Here is an 18,399-nt window from a genome sequence, read left to right as displayed (position 1 = left end):
TCAGAGTGGGGGGTCGTCCGGTTTTTTGGTCCAGGCGCGCTTCAGGGCCGCGGCGAGCAGGGTGCGGAGGCTGCGCTGGGTGCGGTTGGCGGCGGCGAGCTGGCGGCGCAACCCGCCCACCTCGCGCCGGAGTTCCACCGCGCTCTTACGCCACGTGCCCGCCTCCTCCCGCCACTTGACGCTCTGGGCGCGCAGGCGTTCGACCTCCTTGCCCAGCCGGGCGGCCTCCGACTGGGCCTCCACGCGGGCGCGCAGGGCGCCGCGGCGGCCCAGGGGTTCGGCGGGCGACTCGGTGAAGCCGTAGCTCTCGCCTTCCACCCAGGTGACCCCGGACACGTCATCCACAGCGTCGTCGAGGTCCTCGCCAGGACCGGCCACGATGGCGGCCCTGGCGAAGGCGGAGGCACGCTCCAGGCGGGCGCCGACCAGGCCGGATGGCGACTCGCTGAGCAGGACGTTGACCAGTCCCAGGCCCTCGCCGGCGGCCAGGTCCAGCATGCGGGCCAGGCCGTCCTCGGCGGGCGCCCATCCGGCGGGCAGCCGCAGGATCCAGGGCACCGCGGGGTCGGGGGCGTCCGTGACGGCCAGCCGTACCCTCGGCTCGTGCTGGTAGTGACCGTGGACCAGCACCAGGTCGAGGGCGGGGTCGCGCAGGGGGGCGCGGCGGTCGCGGTCGAGGGTGTCCCAGGGGCCGACGAGCACCACGCGGACGTCGGGGACGGTCCCGGCGAGCACCGCGTCCACGGTGGTGCGGACGGTCTCGTACCCGGCGGTGCCGTCCACGACGACGGCGACGTAGGGGACCTTCCACGCGCGGCCGGGGTGGGCGCGCAGCCAGCGGTAGGTGGGGATGCGGTCGGCGACGAAGGCGTGGCTGACCCGGTCGACGGGCGCTTTGTCGCGCATGCGCATGGTGGGGCCGAGGTGGTACGCGCGGGCCAGGGGTTCGGGCACGAACACGGCCCCGGCCTGTGCCAGCCGGTAGCCCATCTCGGTGTCCTGGCCGAGTACCAGGTCCTCGTCCATGGGCCCGGCGGCGGCGACGAGGCGGGCGCTGACCGAGGTGGCGCCGCCGACGTGCAGGCTGAAGGGGCGCTGCGGGTTGTCGGTGAGGCCGCGGGTGCGCTCGACGAGGTCGACGATCCAGGCGTGCGGGCGGGCGGGTTCGAAGGCCTTCTCGAGGTCGTCGGGGAGCTCGGCGGGAACCTTGGCCTCGGTGAACCTGATGTAGCCGGTGACCGCCAGATAGGGGGCGCGGTGGTGCCAGCGCATGTGCGCCTCGACCGCGCCGGGGGTGAGCAGCACGTCGGAGTCGAGCCAGTGGATGACGTCGCCGGTGGCCAGGGCCAGCCCGGTGTTGCGGGCGGCGGCGCGGCCCGGCCGCGGGCAGCGCGCGAGCGTGGTGTTCTCCGGGCGTTCCCGCGGCAGGCGCAGCGGCGGGTCGCTGCCGTTGTCGACGACGATGACCTCGGTGAGCCCGGCCGGGTAGGTCTGCCTGGCCAGCGCGCGCAGGACGAGGTCGAGTTCGTGCTGCCCGCCGTACGCGGGGATGACCACGCTGACCTTGAGTGAGGGCGTCCATCGTTCGGGCGGCGCGAGCACCCGGTAGTCGTTGCCCCGGACCCTCATGCCGCTTCCATGAGCCTGCTCGGCCGGAAGCCGCGCCACTGGTTGGCAGCCACCTTGAGGAAATGCGACAGAGGCAGTTGCCAGGTGTGCTCGTCGCTGAGAGTGCGGCGCAGCACGTACCCGAGCCCGTGGGTCCGGTAGATGCGCGCGCCCTGAGCCTGGGCGGCCTTGAGGAAGGCCTTGTCCACCGCCCGAGGCAAGGCAGGAAATCCCCCTAAAGACCGAAATTTCGCCGCAGCGAGGAGAATCGTGCCCCCCGCGACGTGATCCGCCCACACCTCGCTCGGGTACGCCGCCCCGCTGGCGAAGGTGGTGCGCCGGATCGTGGTGTTGAGCGGTTCGAGATAGAAGAACTCGCCGGTGGCGCCCACGATGTCGGCGCCCGTGGCCCGCATGGCCAGCAGCAGGTCCGACAGGTGCTCGGGACCGTACCAATCGTCGTCGTCCCACTTGACGAGGTAGTCGCCGCTCGCGCGGGCCGCCGCCAGGTTCAGCACCTCGCCGAACGCGGCCCGCGACACCACGCACGACACCGGCAGCGGAGCGGACTCGACGGCGGCGCGCACCGCCTCGTACGGCACGCCGTGCAGCCCGATCACCGCCTCGACCTCGACGTGCCGCTGCCGCGCCATCTGCGCGAGCGCCTCGGCCACCAGGTGCGGCCGCTTGGTGGACATGACCACGCTGACCTTGGGCCGCGCCGCGAAGGCGACCTCACCGGCGAAACTCTCCGGGAACTCCCCCGGCGTCGCGGCCAGCCGGGCGGCCACGCGGCGCAGCCGTACGCTGTGCTCCTCGCGGCGCAGGTCGGCCACGCAGCGCAGGCCGCCGGCGGGCTCGCCGGCCAGCCACTCGCGGTCGGCGAGCAGGTCGGCCAGGGGCGCGGGCACCCAGGCGGGCGCCTCGGCGGCGGTCAGCGGTACGCCGGCGGCGGCCAGCCGCACGATCTCCCCGAGCGGCACGGGCCCGCCGGGCCAGTCGACCTCCAGCCCGCGTAACGGCCGCAGGACGGGCAGGTCGAGGCGGCCGGGCGGGGCCGCGGGCAGCCCTTCTCCCTCGGCCGTCCAGCCGCGTCCGGCCCAGCGCAGGCGGGCCAGTCCCTTCTCCGGCGTACGCCGGAAGCCGCAGGGGGTGACGGTCATGAACGTGGCGCTCCTCGACGGCGGGGTTCGGAGACGGCGCCTACCTTACGCCGCTTTTACCGCCCGGTAGGAGGGAGGTCCCCCATTCGTTACGGCACCTGCCGCAGGTCACACGGCGGCGGCTCCCAGATTCCGTTCAGGAACTTATGGCACGTTAACTCGTACCTGTTTATTAGGGTGTCAATATCCCCTAGTGCCTCTCAAGTCGTGACAAGGATAGATATGCGGATGCTCTCGACTCGCCGGACAGCGGCGACGGCCGCGATTCTGGGAGTTCTCGCCCTTGTCGCGCTCCTGGTCACGGGCGTCTTCACGCTCGCCGCCGCCGCCGTCGCCGCGGCGCTTCTGGTCTCGCTGGCCGCCCTCGCCTTCCTGGTGCTGACCGTGCGCCGCCTCGACGGCAAGGCCCAGCGCATCGACCAGCGCGTGAAGAAGAACGAGAGTTCGCACGCCGCCACCACCGCCACGCTCAAGCGCATCGAGAAGCGGCTGGAGGAGCTGTCGGCGGCGATGGAGGACGGCGCGGCCCGCCGTACCGAGGACCTCAGCGCCATCCTCGTCTCCCTCGGCGAGGACCGCGTCAACGCCATGACCCACGCCCGTGAGGTGGAGCAGCTACGCGAAGAGGTGCGGGCGCTGGGCTCGGCATGAGGCGGATCAGGCACAACGACTACGGGGCCCTGGAGCCGCCGGCCATCGGGAGCTGGCGGCCGGCCAAGCGCGTCTCCGTCGTCATCCCCGCCTACAACGACCAGGACGGGCTCGACCGCACGCTGACCGCGCTGGCCAAGCAGAGCTACCCGGCCGAGCTGACCGAGGTGGTCGTCGCCGACGACGGCAGCACGCCGCCCCTGTCGGCGCCGGGCGTACGGGTCGTGCGGGTGAGCGGGGGCTGGGGCCGCGGCGCCGCCCGCCAGGCGGGCGCCGACGCCGCGACCGGTGACGTGGTCCACTGGCTCGACGCCGACATGATCCTGGACGAGGAGCACCTGGAAGCGCACATGCGCTGGCACCACCTGCTCGACCACGCCGTCGTGATCGGCGACACCCGGTTCGTGAACGAGCTCGGCGAAGAGGGCACCCGCACCGAGTACACCACCAAGACGCTCGAATCCACGCGCATGCTCCGCGACGCGGGCACCAGCGCCTACCTGCTGCACACCGGCGCCTCCAGCTCCGTCTCCGCCGCGCTGCTGCGCGCGGCAGGTGGCGTGGACGTGACGCTCAACATGGCCGAGGACACCGAGCTCGGCTACCGGCTGGCGCAGGCCGGCGCCGTCTTCATCCCCGACCCCGAGGCGAAGGGCTGGCACGTCGGCCCTTCCACCGTGATGCTGCGGGCGAAGGAGGTGCACCGGCACAACTGGTCGTTCCTGGGCGACCTCATCCCCGACCTGCGCTGGCTGCGCGGCCATCCCCGCCGGCGGTGGCGGGTGCCGTACGTGCGCGTCGTCACCGAGGCCGACGGCTACGAGCGCACCCGCGCCACCGTGGACGCGGCGCTCGCCGGCACGCTCGCCGACACCGCCGTCACCATCACCGGCCCCTGGGACGTACTGACCGGCGACCGGCACGCCGCCCTCGACGACCCGCACCTCGACCTGCGCCTCCTGCGCAACCTCTACGCCTCCGAGCCGCGCGTCGCGTTCGCGGCCGACGCGCCCGCTTCCGCGGCGCCCGCCCCGTTCCTGCTGCGCGTCCCCGCCGGATGGGCGCCGGGCGCCGACACGATCGCCCAGCTCGTACGGCAGGCAGAACAGGAAACCCTGGGCCTGGTCAGCGCGGCCCTCACCGAGTCCGGGGCGGGCGTGGTCGCCGCCCGGCTGGAGCGCACCGCCGCCTTCGCCCGCGCCGCCCGCCACGAGGGCCCGGCCGACGACCTGGTCGACGAGATGTTCGGAGCGCTGTGGGTGAGCGGGACCGAGTTCGGCTTCGCCGCCGGTGACGACATCGAGCCGCCCGCCGGTGACCCGGCCAAGTGGCGGGCGCTGGCGACCAAACGCGCCGCCGAGATCAAGGAACTGCAGGCGGAGGTGGCCCGGCTGCGGGCCGAGGTGGACGACCTCTCGCAGCCGCCGCCCGAGCAGCCGGAACCCCCGACCGGCCCGCTCGCCGCCCTGCTCAAGCACCTGAGGAAGACCGGATGACCACGCCAGCGGGTCGCCTCATGGAGGTTGCCATGATCTCTTCTCTCATCGCGGACATGCCGCAGGCGTGGGTCTTCGCCGTCGGCATCGACGAGGACGTCAAGGGCGTCGACCTCGACCGCGACATCCTGGAGCCGCCCAGCGGCAAGGAACGCGCGCCCGAGGTGCTGGTGCTCGCCCGCACCCCCGCGGACCTGCGCAGAGTCGCCACCCTGCACAAGCTCCTTCCCGACACGCAGCGCGTGGTCGTGGCCGTACTGGACGCGCCGCCCTCGCATCCGGCGCCGGTCCCGACGCCCACCCCGGCCAACCGGTGGCGCTCGCTCATCGACCTGCGGGTGTACCAGCCCAAGGATCGTGTCTGGGTGGTGGACGCGAAGTTCTCCGCGCCCACGCCGGCCGGCCGTACCGTGGCCGCGACCGCGCGGGCCTTCGCCGGGCACCGCCTCGACGTGATCGCGGCCCCCGCCGCGGCGATCGCCGGGGTCGGCGCGGCGGCCTGGCGGCCGGGCGACCCGAACGCCACCCCGGCCGAAGTCGGCGGCCCGGTCCCCGGACGGGTCGGCGCGCCCGGCAGCGACCTGGTCCTGCGCACGCTCGACGACCCCGACGTGAACCCCGGCTCGGCCGACTCGCCCTGGGAGGCCCCCTGGGAGGGCGACGAGACGCCGGTCGAGCGGCCCACGCTGCGCGCGGCCAGCTGGGAGCACCTCGGCCGGCCGGGCGGCGCCGAGCTGCCGCTGGCCGATCCCGAGGTGCTGGCGGAGCCGTCGATGATCCCGCCGGTCGACGAGCGGATGGTGAACCCGCAGGGCTTCGTGACCACTCCCTCGCGCGGCATGGCGGCGCTGACCGAGCGCGAGGGCCGCTGGTCCATCGTCCTCGACGGCAAGCTGATCATCGCCTTCGCCGAGTCCGGCGGCGTCACCGACGCCGACGTGGCCAGGCTCCGGCAGATCAGGGGCGTCGAGGTCGACTGGCAGCACGCCCACAGCGGGCCGCTGACCGCGGTGCGGGTGCTGGCCGGGCTGGCCGCGGCCGGGGTGCCGCTGGTGTCACCGTCCGTGCCGCGCTGGGCGGGGGCGCTGGGCGAGCCACTGGTTCGGCTGATCGAGTCGGGTCCCGACCTCGCCGACCAGCTCCGGCGGGAGGAGCACAGCATCCGGCTGCGCCGTACGGCGCTGCGCACCCACGGCGTGGCCGCCCGCTGGGAACAGCTCGGCGCGCCCGCGCCGGTGCCGCCGCTGACCTCGGTGCTGCTGGCCACGCGCCGGGCGGACATGGTCGGGTTCGCGCTCGACCAGATCGCCAGGCAGCGGGACGCGCAGCTTGAGGTGATCCTGGCCCTGCACGGCGTGCCCGCCGGCCACCCGGACGTGGCCGCCGCGATCGCCGCCTTCGACGGGCAGGTCACCGTGTACGAGGCCGCCGCCGACCAGATCTTCGGCGAGGTGCTGAACGAGGCGGCGTCCAGGGCGTCGGGCTCGTTCCTGCTGAAGATGGACGACGACGACTGGTACGGCCCGGACTTCCTGTCGGACCTGCTGCTGGCCCACTCGTACTCGGGGGCGCAGGTGGTCGGCACCGTGCCCGAGTTCGTCTACCTGTCCTCGATCGACGTCACCGTGCACCGCAAGCAGATCACCGAGCAGATCACCAGCTTCGTGGCGGGCGGCACGATCCTGGTCGAGCGCTCCGCCTTCCAGGCCGTCGGCGGGTTCCGTCCGCTGCGCCGTTCCGTGGACACGCAGTTCCAGGAGGCGCTGCAGGCGGCCGGCGGGCAGATCTACCGCACCCACGGCCTCGGCTACATCCTCCACCGCGGTCTGGCCGCCAACCACACCTGGCAGGAGCCGATCGGCACCTTCCTGCAACGCAATCGCCACCAGTGGCGCGGCTTCCGGCCGTGCGCGCTGATGGAACTGGAAGGGAGCGCCCGGGTATGAGCGGGCCGGGTATGAGCAGGGGCGTCGCGCGTATCCGGCGCAACGACTACGGGGTCCTGACCCCGCCCGCGCTGGGCGCCTGGACGCCCGAGCTGACCGTCACCGTCGTCATCCCCGCCCACGACCGGCAGGGGACGCTCGACCTCACGCTCGCCGCGCTGGCCGTCCAGAGCTACCCCGCGGACCTGCTCGACGTGATCGTCGTGGACGACGGCAGCGCGCCGCCGCTGCGGCTGCCGGACCTGCGCCCCGCCGCCACCCGGCTCGTGCCCAGCGCCCCCGGCGGCTGGGGGCGCGCCTGGGCCCTGCAGACCGGGATCGACGCCGCCGCCGGTGAGATCGTGCTCGTCCTGGACGCCGACATGGTGCCGCACCGCGGGCACGTCGAGGCGCAGCTGCGCTGGCACCATCTCGCGCCCTACCTGGTCGTGCTCGGCTGGATCGACTTCACCGACGACGTCGTCCTGCCCGCCCCCGCCGAGGTACGCGAGGCGCTCGACGCGGGCAACGAGGACAAGCTGTTCCACCTGTCGCCGCTCCGCCACGACTGGGCCGAGAAGATCATCGAGGAGCACGACGGCCTGCGCACCGCGCCCAGCGCGCTCGCCGCCCGCGTCCACGTCGGCGCCACCGCCTCCTACCCGGCCGCGCTCCTGCGCCGGATCGGCGGGCTCGACACCTCTCTGGTGCTCGCCGAGGACACCGAACTGGGCTACCGGCTGGCGCAGGCGGGCGCCGTGTTCGTACCCGACCCCGACGCGCGGGCCTGGCATCTCGGGCTGCCCACCGCCATGCGGGAGTGGGCGGCGCTCAAGCGCTACAACGACCCGTTCGTGGCCGACCGTGTGCCGCACCGCCGCTATCTGCGCGTGAACCAGGGCCGCCAGTGGCTCGTCCCCTACATCGACTGCGTGGTGGCGGGCGAGCACCCCTACGAGGACGTCCGCGCGACCGTGGACGGCCTGCTCGCCACCTCCCTGCCCGACGTGCGCGTCACCGTCACGGGGCCGTGGCCGGACCTGGGCGGCGGCCGCCGCCACCCGCTGCGCGACCCCGACCTGGACCTGCGCCTGATCCACGCCACGTTCGAGCATGATTCCCGGGTACGGCTCACGCCCGCGGAGGACCCGGCGCCCGCCGCCCCCTACCGCCTGACGGTCCCGCCCGGCTGGATGCCCGGCCACGACACCCTCCGGCGCCTGACCGAGCACCTCGACGAGCACGACCTGGGCGCGCTCTGCGTCGCGCTGGCCGAGGAGAGTGACGGCGTCGTCGTCGCCCGGCTCGAACGCACCGCGGCCCTGGCCAGAGCCGCCCTGCTCGCCGGGCCGGGCGAACACCCCGACGACGTGATCCACGAGGTGTTCGGCGTGGAGTGGGTGGACGGGGAGTCGTGGGGGTTCGTACGCCGCCCCACGGTCTACCCGCCGCGCCGCCGCCCCCTGACCGAGCTGGAGAAGCAGGCGCTCCAGCACGAGAAGGAGATCATCCGGCTGCGCCGCAGGGCCGCCGCGCTGCAGGCGGAGACGTCGCAGCTGCGCAGGGAGGCGGGCAAGGCGGAGCGCGACGCCGCCCGGTGGCGCGAGAAGGCCGAGGCGTGGCGCCAGGAGGCCGTCCGCCTGGCCAGGGCCAAGGAGCGCACCGTGCTGAAGCGCGCCGTGCGCAGGGTGCGCGACCTGACCTTTCCCGACCAGTAGCCGTTCAGGCGTGGCCGTTCTCCCAGGCCCACGCGGCGATCCCCACCCGGTTGCGCACGCCGAGCTTGCGCTGGACGTTGGCCACGTGCGTCTTGGCCGTGCCGGCCGAGATGAACAGCTCGGCCCCGATCTCCGGGTTCGACCGGCCCTGAGCCACCAGCCGGACGATCTCCAGTTCGCGGTCGCTCAGCGTCTCACCCGCCACCCCGGTCCGGCCCTGCGCGGGCGTCAGGTGGCGCAACAGCCGTACGGTCACCGACGGGCTGATCAGCGCGTCGCCCGCCGCGGCCGCCCGGATCCCCTCGGCCAGCAGCCCCACCCCCGCGTGCTTGAGCAGGAAGCCGCAGGCGCCGGAGCGCAGCGCCGTGTGCACGTACTCGTCGAGGTCGTAGGTGGTCACGACGATCACGCGGACCGTGTCCGCCAGCCGCCGCGTCAGCTCAAGGCCGTCCATGCGCGGCATGCGGATGTCGGCCACCACCACGTCGGGGGCCAGTTCCGCGGCCATCTCCAGCGCGGCGACGCCGTCCGGCGCCTCGCCCACCACCTCCAGGTCGGGCTGGGCGTCGATGATGGTGCGGAAGCTCCGCCGCACCGCGGGCTGGTCGTCGGCGACCAGCACCCGGATCGTCATGGCCGTCCTCCCGGGAAGGCGACCTTCACCAGCCACCCGCCGTCTCCATCCCGGCCGGCGCCGAACGTCCCGCCCAGTGCCTCGACCCGCTCGGCCAGCCCGGCCAGCCCCACTCCGGGCCGCGCGGAACCGGGCAGGCGCGGCTGGGCGGGCGCGCCGGCGTGGTCGGCGACCGTGAGCACGGTCGCGCCCGCTTCGTCCACCACCCGGATCGCCACGCTCGACCCCGCGGGCGCGTGCTTGCGGACGTTGGTGAGGGACTCGGCGACGATGCGGTAGACCGTGGTGGCCACCTCGCGCGAGACCGACCTCGGGGGCGCGAGCTCCAGCTCCGTCTCCGGGTATCCAGCCTCGGCGAAGCGGCGTACCAGGCCGGGCAGGTCGTCCAGGCCGGGCAGCGGCTCGGCGGAGACCGCCTCGCCCTCCAGCTCACGCAGCATCCGGACGGTACGGTCCATGGAGGCCAGCGCCCGCGTCCCGTCCTCCTCGATCGCCCGCAGCGTCGCGGCCGCCTCGCGCGGCGAGCTCTCCAGCAGGATCTGCGCCGCCTGCGCCTGCAAGACCATGGCGCTGACGTCGTGGGCCACGAAGTCGTGCAGGTCGCGGGCGAGCTGCATCCGCTGGGAGCGCCTGGCCTCGCGCACCGCCCGTTCGCGGCGGGTGTCCAGCACGCGCAGGTACACGCCCAGGCCGACGGCGCCGGCCGTACCGAAGGACCAGAACAGCCCGAACGCGACCGACTCCATCACCGACTTCACCGGCACGACCTGCAGCGCCAGCAGCGCCTCGGCCACCGCCGCCACGGCGACGGCGGGCACCCCGCGCGGCAGGGGCGACCAGCGGACGGTCATCGTGATGAGCGTGAGCACGGCCAGGGTGTGGAAGTAGGTGGCGGGACCGGCAGCGCCGACCGGGTCGCTCAGCCACACCAGCGTGCACGCCGCGCCGATGGCGCCCACGAGCGCGGTGAGCGGCGCGAGCAGCGGCCGCGTCCTGGGCGACCACGCGACGGCGGCGCTCGCCGCGGCCACCGCGAGCAGAGCGGGGACCGAGATCAACGGCTCGGGGAACGGCGACCTGAGCGAGACCAGCCAGACGGCGCAGCAGAGCACGACCGCGCAGGCCAGCACCTGTTTCATGACCGCCACCTTAGCCAGGAGTGCGCGCAGGCGAATCTGCCGATCGGCAGATGTCCTGGCGCCGATCCCGGCCCAGGCTGGGGAACCATGAAACGACGACTGGTTCTCTACGGCGCGCTGATCTGGAGCGCGATCTACGGAGCGCTCGGCTACTTCTGGTGGTCGGGCGGCGGCGGCTTCCCCTTCGGCGGCCCCAACGCCGACGTCGGGATGAGCCTCTTCGCGGGTGTGACGGCGGACGCGATGGCACCGGTCGTCGCCCTCGCCTCTACGGCCGGCGTCCTGCTCGCGGCGGCGGCCCTCTGGTGGCCCAGGATTCCCGCGCCGGTGGTCGCGGCGTACGGCTGGGTGGCAGGGGCGAGCCTCCTGTTCGTGTTCCCCGACGTCCGGCTGCTGCAGAACATGGCCTACTCCCTGCGTGGTTACTTCGGCCTGGTCGACTGGCCCGTGCTCAACCAGCTCGTGTGCGTCGCGGGCGGGGCGCTGTGGATCGGCGTCGCGCTGGGCTCCGCGCGGGGCGGCGCCGAGTCGTGGCCGTGGCGGCGGATCGGGCTCTGGGCGACGGCCGTCGCGGTGCTGTCGCCGCTGCCGTACGGCACGCAGCGGGCGGCCTGGGCGGCGGGCATCCCGATGTGGGTCGACCAGAGCTTCGTCGACGACCTCGCGGCCGACGCCGCGGCCAAGGGCGTGAGCGAGCTGGGGGAGTACTCGCTTCCGCTGCTCTGCCTGGGCGGGGCGCTGCTCACGCTCGGGCTGGCGCAGCGGTGGGGGCGGGTCTTCCCGCGCTGGGTGCCGGTGCTCGGCGGGCGGGCGGTGCCCGAGGCGATGGCGGTCGTGCCCGCGTCGCTGGTGTCCGTGGCCCTCACCGTGACCGGGGTGGCCTCGTGGCGCGGCCTGCTGGCCGGCGACATGGACTGGTCGCTCGGGGGTGTGGGCCTGTTCTTCCTGCCGTGGGGACTGTCGCTGGGTGTGGCCACCGTGGCCTACCACTACACGCGAGGTCACGTCCCTGCAACGCCGTTCACCCTGGCCCGTCCCCAGCCTGATATGCGGCCATAATTACGGGACGGCCGGGGTTTGCGGGGTGCGGAGAGATGACGGCGTTACTCGTGCGGGGTCCGGCGGGCTTCATCCGGCTGGTGCCGGGTCAGCGGCTGCTCGTGGGACGCGAGGGCGACATCGCCATCGCCGACGCCCGCGTCTCCCGCCACCACGCCGAGGTCGTCCACGAGTCCGGCCGCTGGATCCTGCGCGACCTCGGCAGCCGCAACGGCACGTTCATCGGGCAGAACCGCATCTCGACGGTCCACGTGGCCGTCCCCTGCACGGTACGGCTCGGCGGCGCGGAACACGGCCCCCGCCTCGACCTCGAACCCGAACCGGCCCACCCGACGGTCCCGCAGTCGCACCGCCCCCCGGACCCGCGCCACACCGGGCACCGGCCCACCGGACACCCAGCCCCTCCAGCCCCCGGACACCAAGGCCTTTCAACCCCCGGACACCCTGGCGCGGGTCATTCAAGCCCAGGCCACCCGAGCGGAGGGCACCCGAGCGGAGGGTATTCCGGTGCGGGGCATTCCGGGGGTGGGCAGGGTTGGGGTGGGGTGTCGGAAGGGGTGACGCAGCTCGGGCGGCCGACCGTACAGGCGCGTCCGAGCGAGATCCCCGAGCGGATCCTCCCCCTGACCGACGTCCTGCGGATAGGCCGGGCCGCCGACAACGACCTGGCGCTGCCCGACGACCTCCTGATCTCCCGCCACCACGCCGAGATCCACCGCTCCCCCAACGGCCCGTACGTCAGGGACCTGCGCAGCCGCAACGGCACCCACGTCAACGGCCACCGCGTCACCGACGCCTACGTCCAGCCGGGCGATCTGGTCTCGGTGGGCCACTACCAGCTGGTCGTGCACCGCGACCACGTGGCGGTTCACGCCGACACCGGCGCCGTGTCCCTGCGGGCCGAGGAGCTGACGGTCACGGCGGGCTCCGCCGTACTGCTGGACCGGGTGAGTCTGCAGCTGGACGCCTGCAGTCTGCTCGCGGTGGTGGGCCCGTCGGGCGCCGGCAAGTCGACGCTGCTCGGCGCGCTCACCGGCGCCAGGCCCGCCACGCACGGCCGGATGCTGTACGAGGGCCGCGACCTGTACGCCCACTACGACGACCTGCGCCACCGCATCGGCCTGGTCCCGCAGGACGACATCCTGCACAAGGAGCTCACGGTCGAGCGGGCGCTGGGGTACGCGGCGGCGCTGCGCTTCCCCCAGGACGTGACGCGGGCCGAGCGCCGGGCCCGCATCGACGAGGTGATCGACCAGCTCGACCTGGCCGAGCGCCGCAAGCTGCGCATCGACCGGCTGTCCGGCGGCCAGCGCAAGCGCACCAGCGTGGCGCTGGAGCTGCTGACGAAGCCGTCGCTGCTGTTCCTGGACGAGCCGACCTCCGGGCTGGATCCGAGCCTGGACAAAGAGGTCATGAACACGTTGCGGGAGCTGGCCGACGACGGCAGGACCGTGGTGGTGGTCACGCACAGCGTGCTGCACCTGAACGTCTGCGACCGCGTGCTCGTGCTCTGCCGAGGCGGCAAGGTCGGATATTTCGGCCCACCGGGTGAATTGCTGGGATTTTTCGGGGCGACGGAGTACTCGGAGGTCTTCAAGAAGGTCAGCGACGAGGCCGACCTGTGGGCCGACCGCTTCCGCCACTCCGCCTACCACACCCGCTACTGCGGCGCCGCCTCCGGCCAGGGCCTCGACGGCCACACCGTCACCCCTCCCCCGGCGCCGCCCAAGCAGAGCACTGGACGGCAGTTCGCGATCCTGTCACGGCGGATGTTCTCGGTGATCCGCTCCGACAAGCTGGCCGCGCTGTCGATGATCGGCCTGCCGATCATCCTGGCGCTGATGACCCGGGTCGTGGAGGGTTCCGCGGGCCTGGCGCCACCCGGCGGCAAGATCGGGCGCAGCGAGGAGGCCGGAACCCTCCTGATCATCCTGGTGTTCGGGGCCGCGCTGATGGGCCTGATCGGCGCGATCCGGGAGATCGTCAAGGAAGGCCCCATCTACCGCCGCGAACGCTCGGTCGGCCTGTCACCGGTGGCGTACCTGCTGTCGAAGGCCGCCGTGCTGGGCGCGATCAACGTGGTGCAGGCGACCTTGTTCGTCACGCTGGCCATGATCGGCCGCAAGCCTCCCGCCGATCCGCTGATCTTCGGCTCCGGCAGCGTGGAGATCATCGTCGTGGTATCCGCGGTGGCCTTCACCTGCAGCCTGCTGGCCCTGCTGGTCAGCGCCCTGGTCAGCACCAACGAGCAGGCCATGCTGATCATGGTGGTGCTCGTGATGGCCCAGTTCGTCTTCATCGGCAAGCTGATCGAGGTCGTCGGCCGTACCGGCCTGGAGCAGCTCACCTGGCTCATCCCCACGCGCTGGGGCTACGCGGCCGCGGCGGCCACCACCAACCTGCAGAAGATCGACATCGCCAAGCCCAAGGACGCCCTCTGGGACCACGACCCGGCGGGCTGGCTCCGCTCGATGGCCGTCCTGATCCTCATGTCGGCGGTCCTGGCCCTGGCCACCCGCCTCGCCCTGCGCCGCTACGAGGCCAAGTCCCGCTGAACCACAAGGTCATCCCCGGCCAATAGTATGAAGTTCAACAAAAGCAATGAAAGGGCACGCAATGGACGTCGAGCAGACGGCCCTGCCGGGGATCGGACTGCGGCACGAGTTCACCACCCAGTCCGGAAGGCGGATCGGCATCGTCTCGCACCGCAGCGGGCGCCGGGACCTGGTGATCTACGACAAGAACGATCCGGACCAGGCGTGCGAGGCGGTCAAGCTCAACGACGAAGAGGCCGACGCCCTGTGCGAACTGCTCGGCGCCCCGCGCATCGTGCAGCGGCTCAACGAGCTCCACCGGCAGGTCGAGGGCCTGGTCAGCGTGCAGTTGCCGATCAGCGACGGCGGGCCGTACGCGGGCCGTCCCATGGGCGACACCCAGATGCGCACCCGCACGGGATCCTCCATCGTGGCCGTCGCGCGCGACGGCCGGGTGGTGGCCAGTCCCGGCCCGGACTTCGTGTTCGCCGCCGGTGACGTGGTCGTGGTCGTGGGCACTCCCGAGGGCACCTCGGCCGCCGCCGACATCCTGGCCGCGGGGTAGGCCCGCGGGTGCACGCAGGGATCCTTCTTCTCGAACTCGGTGCCGTCATCCTCGGTCTCGGCGTGCTCGGCGCGCTGGCCCTGCGCGGCGGCATCTCCCCCATTCCCCTCTACCTGATCGCGGGCCTGGCCTTCGGCACCGGCGGCATCCTGCCGCTGGCCACCAGCGAGGAGTTCATCCAGGTCGGCGCCGAACTCGGCGTCATCATGCTGCTGCTCACGCTGGGCCTGGAGTACAACGCCGACGAGCTGGTCACCAGCCTGCGCGGCAACCTGCGCGGCGGCCTCGTGGACCTGGTGCTCAACGCCGCGCCGGGAGCGATCGCCGCTCTGCTGCTCGGCTGGGGCCCCGTCGCGGCCGTCGCGATGGCGGGCGTCACCTACGCCACCTCCTCCGGCATCACCGCGAAGGTCCTGTCCGACCTGGGCTGGATCGGCAACCGGGAGACGCCCGTCGTCCTGTCGCTCCTGGTCTTCGAGGATCTGACGATGGCGCTCTACCTGCCCATCCTCACCGCGCTGCTGGCCGGCGCGAGCCTGCTGAGCGGGGCGGTGACGGTGGCGATCGCGCTGGCGACCGTGAGCGTGGTGCTCGTCTTCGCCCTCCGGTACGGCAAGCTCATCGAACGCTTCGTGGCCAGCCCCAACTCCGAGGTCCTCCTTCTGAAGGTCGTCGGTCTGGCACTCCTGGTCGCCGGGATCGCCCAGCAGCTCCAGGTGTCGGCGGCCGTCGGCGCGTTCCTGGTGGGCATCGCGCTGTCGGGGGAGCTGGCCGAAGGCGCGCGGGCGTTGCTGGAGCCGCTGCGCGACCTGTTCGCCGCCGTGTTCTTCGTCTTCTTCGGCCTGCAGACCGACCCGGCGGCGATCCTCCCCGTGGCCGGGCTGGCCGCGGCGCTCGCCCTGGTCAGCATGGTCACCAAGCTCCTGACCGGCGCCTACGCCGCCCGCCGCGCGGGCATCGCCAAGGCCGGTCAGGCGCGGGCGGGCATCGCGCTGATCCCGAGGGGCGAGTTCAACATCGTCATCGCGGGGCTCGCGGTGGCCGCCGGGGTCCATCCGGACCTCGGGCCGCTGGCCGCCGCGTACGTGCTCATCCTGGCGGCCTTCGGCCCGCTGGCGGCCAAGGCGGTGCAGCCGCTGATCACCGCGATCGCCCGCCGTACCTGATCCCGGGTGGGGGCGGCTACTCGTCGCCCTCCACCCGCATCACGCTGGCCACCGCGCGGACGATGTCGAGCTTGCGCAGCCCCTCCATCGTGGCGGTGAGCGCGGCGTCGGTGGCGCGGTGGCTGACGATCACCAGCTGGGCGTCGTCGCCGTGGCCCTCCTGCCGCACCGTCTGGATGGAGACGTCGTGGCGGGCGAACTCCTCCGCCACCCTGGCCAGCACGCCCGGCTTGTCGGCGACGTCGAGCGCCACGTGGCACCGGGTCACGGTCTCGCCCATGGGATGCACGGTCAGCGAGGCGTACGTGGACTCCTCCGGGCCGCGCGCCCCAGCCAGCCGGTTTCTGGCCACGGCCACCAGGTCGCCCAGGACCGCGGAGGCGGTGGGCGCGCCGCCGGCGCCGGCGCCGTAGAACATGAGCTGACCGGCCGACTCCGCCTCGACGAACACCGCGTTGTACGCCTCGCGCACGCCCGCCAGCGGGTGGGTGCGCGGGATCATCGCCGGGTGGACCCGTACGCCGACGCTCCGGCCGTCGTCGGAACGTGCGCAGATGGCCAGGAGCTTGATGACGTACCCCATGGCCTTGGCCGAGGCGACGTCGGTGGCGGTGATCTCGGTGATGCCCTCGCGGTGCACCTGCTCGGCGGTCACCCGGCTGTGGAAGGCGAGACCGGCGAGGATCGCGGCCTTGGCGGCGGCGTCGAAGCCCTCGACGTCGGCGGTGGGGTCGGCCTCCGCGTAGCCGAGCGCCTGCGCCTCCTCCAGCGCGTCGTTGAACGAGGCGCCCGTGGAGTCCATCTTGTCGAGGATGTAGTTGGTGGTGCCGTTGACGATGCCGAGCACGCGGTTGACGTGGTCGCCGGCCAGCGACTCGCGCAGCGGGCGCAGCAGCGGGATGGCCCCGGCCACGCTGGCCTCGAAGTAGAGGTCCCCGCCGCCGGCGCGGGCCGCCTCGTGGAGCGTGGAACCGTCCTCGGCCAGCAGCGCCTTGTTCGCGGTCACGACCGACTTGCCCTTGGACAGGGCGGCGACGATCAGCGAGCGCGCGGGCTCGATGCCGCCGATGACCTCGACGACGATGTCGACGTCCGCACGGGTGACGAGGGCCTCGGCGTCGGTGGTGAGCAGCGCGGGGTCGACGTCCACCTCGCGTTTACGCCCCAGCCTGCGTACGGCGACGCCGGCCAGCTCCAGCGGCGCCCCGATCCGGGCGGCCAGGTCGTCGGCCTGCTCACGCATGAGCCTGATGACCTGCGAGCCGACGACGCCGCATCCCAGCAGCGCGACCTTCACAGTTGCCCCCTCAGCAGATCGTCCTCGGTCTCGCCCCGCACGATCACCCGGGAGGCGCCGTCGGCGACGGCGACCACGGCGGGCCTGGGCAGATAGTTGTAGTTGCTGGCCAGCGACCGGCAGTAGGCGCCGGTGGCGGCCACCGCGATGAGGTCGCCCGGCGCGAGGTCGGCCGGGAGGTAGAAGTCCCTGATGACGATGTCGCCGCTCTCGCAGTGCTTGCCGACCAGGCGGCTGAGCATGGGCGCCGCGGTGCTCTCGCGGTTGGCCAGCACCGCGGTGTACTCGGCGCCGTAGAGCGCGGTGCGCACGTTGTCGCTCATGCCGCCGTCGACGCTGACGTAGGTGCGGATGCCCTCGACGTCCTTGACGGTGCCGACCTCGTAGAGCGTGATGCCGCCGGGGCCGACGATGGTGCGGCCCGGCTCGACGGTGAGGTTGGGCACGGGCAGCCCGGCGCCGGTGCAGACCTTGGCGACGATCTCGCGCAGGCCGTCGGCCAGTTCCTTGATGTCGGGGGCCTCGTCGCCTTCGACGTAGGCGATGCCGTAGCCGCCGCCGAGGTCGAGCTCGGGCAGCACGACGCCGTGCTCGTCCTTGATCCGCACGAGCAGGTCGGCCAGGCGGCGGGCGGCCACCTCGAAGCCGGCGGTGTCGACGATCTGCGAGCCGATGTGGGAGTGCAGGCCCACGAGTTCGAGCTGGGGCAGCGCCAGAATGCGGCGGACCGCTTCGGCGGCGGCGCCGGTGTTGAGCGACAGGCCGAACTTCTGGTCGTCGTGGGCGGTCGCGATGAACTCGTGGGTGTGCGCCTCGACGCCGGTGGTCACCCGGATCATGACCTTGGGCCGCTTGCCGAGCTCGTCGGCGAGGTAGCCGACCCTGGCGATCTCCTCGTAGGAGTCGACCACGATGTGCCCGACGCCGACCTCCAGGGCCCGGGTCAGCTCGGCGACGGACTTGTTGTTGCCGTGGAGCGTGATGCGCTCGGGCGGGAAGCCGACGCTGAGCGCGACGGCCAGCTCACCGCCGCTGGCCACGTCGAGGCCGAGCCCCTCGTCCCGCAACCACCGGACGATCTCCCTGCACAGGAACGCCTTCCCGGCATAGTGCACGTCGGAACCGGCGAAGGCGGTGGCGTAGTCGCGCATGCGCGAGCGCACGTCGGCCTCGTCGACGACGTAGAGCGGAGTGCCGTGCTCGGCGGCGAGGTCACGCACGTCGATGCCGCCGACCGTGAGCGCGCCCTCGGTCCTGCTCGACGTTCGCGGCCAGATCGCGGGATTGATCCGGTTGAGGTCGGCGGGCGCCAGCGGCGGGCGCTCGTGGGGCAGCATCTCGGCGTGCCGGTCCCCTGCGGGATGGGCGAATCGACTCACCCAAAAGAGGCTATCGGAACGCGGGATCGCGCCGGACACCGTGCCCACCTGTCGAGACACGATGT

At 73.0% G+C, this 18,399-nt stretch carries 14 protein-coding genes; 8 read left to right on the top strand and 6 right to left on the bottom strand.

Going from position 1 to position 18,399, the window contains the following annotated elements; genetic code table 11:
• Window positions 1–1,629: a glycosyltransferase gene (locus ACIBHY_RS12130; protein WP_397306690.1), complete on the bottom strand. Its 1,629-nt coding sequence runs from the start codon at window positions 1,627–1,629 to the stop codon at window positions 1–3.
• A complete protein-coding gene (locus ACIBHY_RS12125; RefSeq protein ID WP_397252519.1) occupies window positions 1,626–2,771 on the bottom strand; it encodes a glycosyltransferase family 2 protein in 1,146 nt (381 codons plus the stop codon). The genes ACIBHY_RS12130 and ACIBHY_RS12125 overlap by 4 nt, the downstream gene beginning before the upstream one ends.
• 228 nt (window positions 2,772–2,999) lie before the next feature.
• On the opposite strand from ACIBHY_RS12125, the gene ACIBHY_RS12120 reads away from it, so the two are divergent.
• Genes ACIBHY_RS12120 through ACIBHY_RS12105 form a run of 4 tightly spaced genes read left to right on the top strand, consistent with a single transcriptional unit; the run spans window position 3,000 to window position 8,561 of the window.
• The gene (locus ACIBHY_RS12120; protein WP_397306689.1) at window positions 3,000–3,422 is read left to right on the top strand and encodes a hypothetical protein; all 423 of its coding nucleotides are present in this window, start codon (window positions 3,000–3,002) and stop codon (window positions 3,420–3,422) included.
• Window positions 3,419–4,918: a glycosyltransferase gene (locus tag ACIBHY_RS12115; protein ID WP_397252517.1), complete on the top strand. Its 1,500-nt coding sequence runs from the start codon at window positions 3,419–3,421 to the stop codon at window positions 4,916–4,918. Before ACIBHY_RS12120 ends, ACIBHY_RS12115 begins: the two co-directional genes overlap by 4 nt.
• 32 nt (window positions 4,919–4,950) lie before the next feature.
• Window positions 4,951–6,864, top strand: a complete 1,914-nt coding sequence (locus ACIBHY_RS12110) for a glycosyltransferase (RefSeq protein ID WP_397252516.1) — start codon at window positions 4,951–4,953, stop codon at window positions 6,862–6,864.
• The gene (locus ACIBHY_RS12105) at window positions 6,861–8,561 is read left to right on the top strand and encodes a glycosyltransferase (protein ID WP_397306688.1); all 1,701 of its coding nucleotides are present in this window, start codon (window positions 6,861–6,863) and stop codon (window positions 8,559–8,561) included. Before ACIBHY_RS12110 ends, ACIBHY_RS12105 begins: the two co-directional genes overlap by 4 nt.
• Before the next feature lie 4 nt (window positions 8,562–8,565).
• Here ACIBHY_RS12105 and ACIBHY_RS12100 read toward each other — a convergent pair whose 3' ends face one another.
• Both ACIBHY_RS12100 and ACIBHY_RS12095 read right to left on the bottom strand, forming a co-directional pair.
• A complete protein-coding gene (locus tag ACIBHY_RS12100; RefSeq protein ID WP_397252514.1) occupies window positions 8,566–9,195 on the bottom strand; it encodes a response regulator in 630 nt (209 codons plus the stop codon).
• Entirely contained in the window at window positions 9,192–10,334 is a 1,143-nt protein-coding gene (locus ACIBHY_RS12095) for a sensor histidine kinase (protein WP_397252513.1), read from the bottom strand. Before ACIBHY_RS12095 ends, ACIBHY_RS12100 begins: the two co-directional genes overlap by 4 nt.
• Window positions 10,335–10,421: 87 nt before the next feature.
• On the opposite strand from ACIBHY_RS12095, the gene ACIBHY_RS12090 reads away from it, so the two are divergent.
• From ACIBHY_RS12090 to ACIBHY_RS12075, 4 genes are all read left to right on the top strand, one after another.
• Window positions 10,422–11,393 carry a hypothetical protein gene (locus ACIBHY_RS12090; RefSeq protein WP_397306687.1) on the top strand — a complete coding sequence of 324 codons (972 nt, stop codon included), beginning with the start codon at window positions 10,422–10,424 and terminating at the stop codon, window positions 11,391–11,393.
• Window positions 11,394–11,428: 35 nt separating this feature from the next.
• Window positions 11,429–13,948, top strand: coding sequence for an FHA domain-containing protein (locus ACIBHY_RS12085; RefSeq protein ID WP_397306686.1), 2,520 nt, complete (start codon window positions 11,429–11,431; stop codon window positions 13,946–13,948).
• Window positions 13,949–14,009: 61 nt separating this feature from the next.
• A complete protein-coding gene (locus ACIBHY_RS12080; protein ID WP_397252511.1) occupies window positions 14,010–14,492 on the top strand; it encodes a cation:proton antiporter regulatory subunit in 483 nt (160 codons plus the stop codon).
• Window positions 14,493–14,500: 8 nt separating this feature from the next.
• Window positions 14,501–15,658 carry a cation:proton antiporter gene (locus ACIBHY_RS12075; RefSeq protein WP_379609071.1) on the top strand — a complete coding sequence of 386 codons (1,158 nt, stop codon included), beginning with the start codon at window positions 14,501–14,503 and terminating at the stop codon, window positions 15,656–15,658.
• A gap of 16 nt (window positions 15,659–15,674) precedes the next feature.
• On the opposite strand, the gene ACIBHY_RS12070 is transcribed toward ACIBHY_RS12075, so the two are convergent.
• Window positions 15,675–16,955, bottom strand: a complete 1,281-nt coding sequence (locus ACIBHY_RS12070) for a homoserine dehydrogenase (RefSeq protein WP_397252510.1) — start codon at window positions 16,953–16,955, stop codon at window positions 15,675–15,677.
• A complete protein-coding gene (lysA, locus tag ACIBHY_RS12065; protein ID WP_397252509.1) occupies window positions 16,952–18,334 on the bottom strand; it encodes a diaminopimelate decarboxylase in 1,383 nt (460 codons plus the stop codon). Before lysA ends, ACIBHY_RS12070 begins: the two co-directional genes overlap by 4 nt.
• Between the last annotated feature and the right edge of the window lie 65 nt (window positions 18,335–18,399).

The organism is Nonomuraea sp. NPDC050547, from assembly GCF_044457345.1.
Classification (GTDB): Bacteria; Actinomycetota; Actinomycetes; order Streptosporangiales; family Streptosporangiaceae; genus Nonomuraea.
This window is presented reverse-complemented; position numbering and strand designations above follow the sequence as displayed.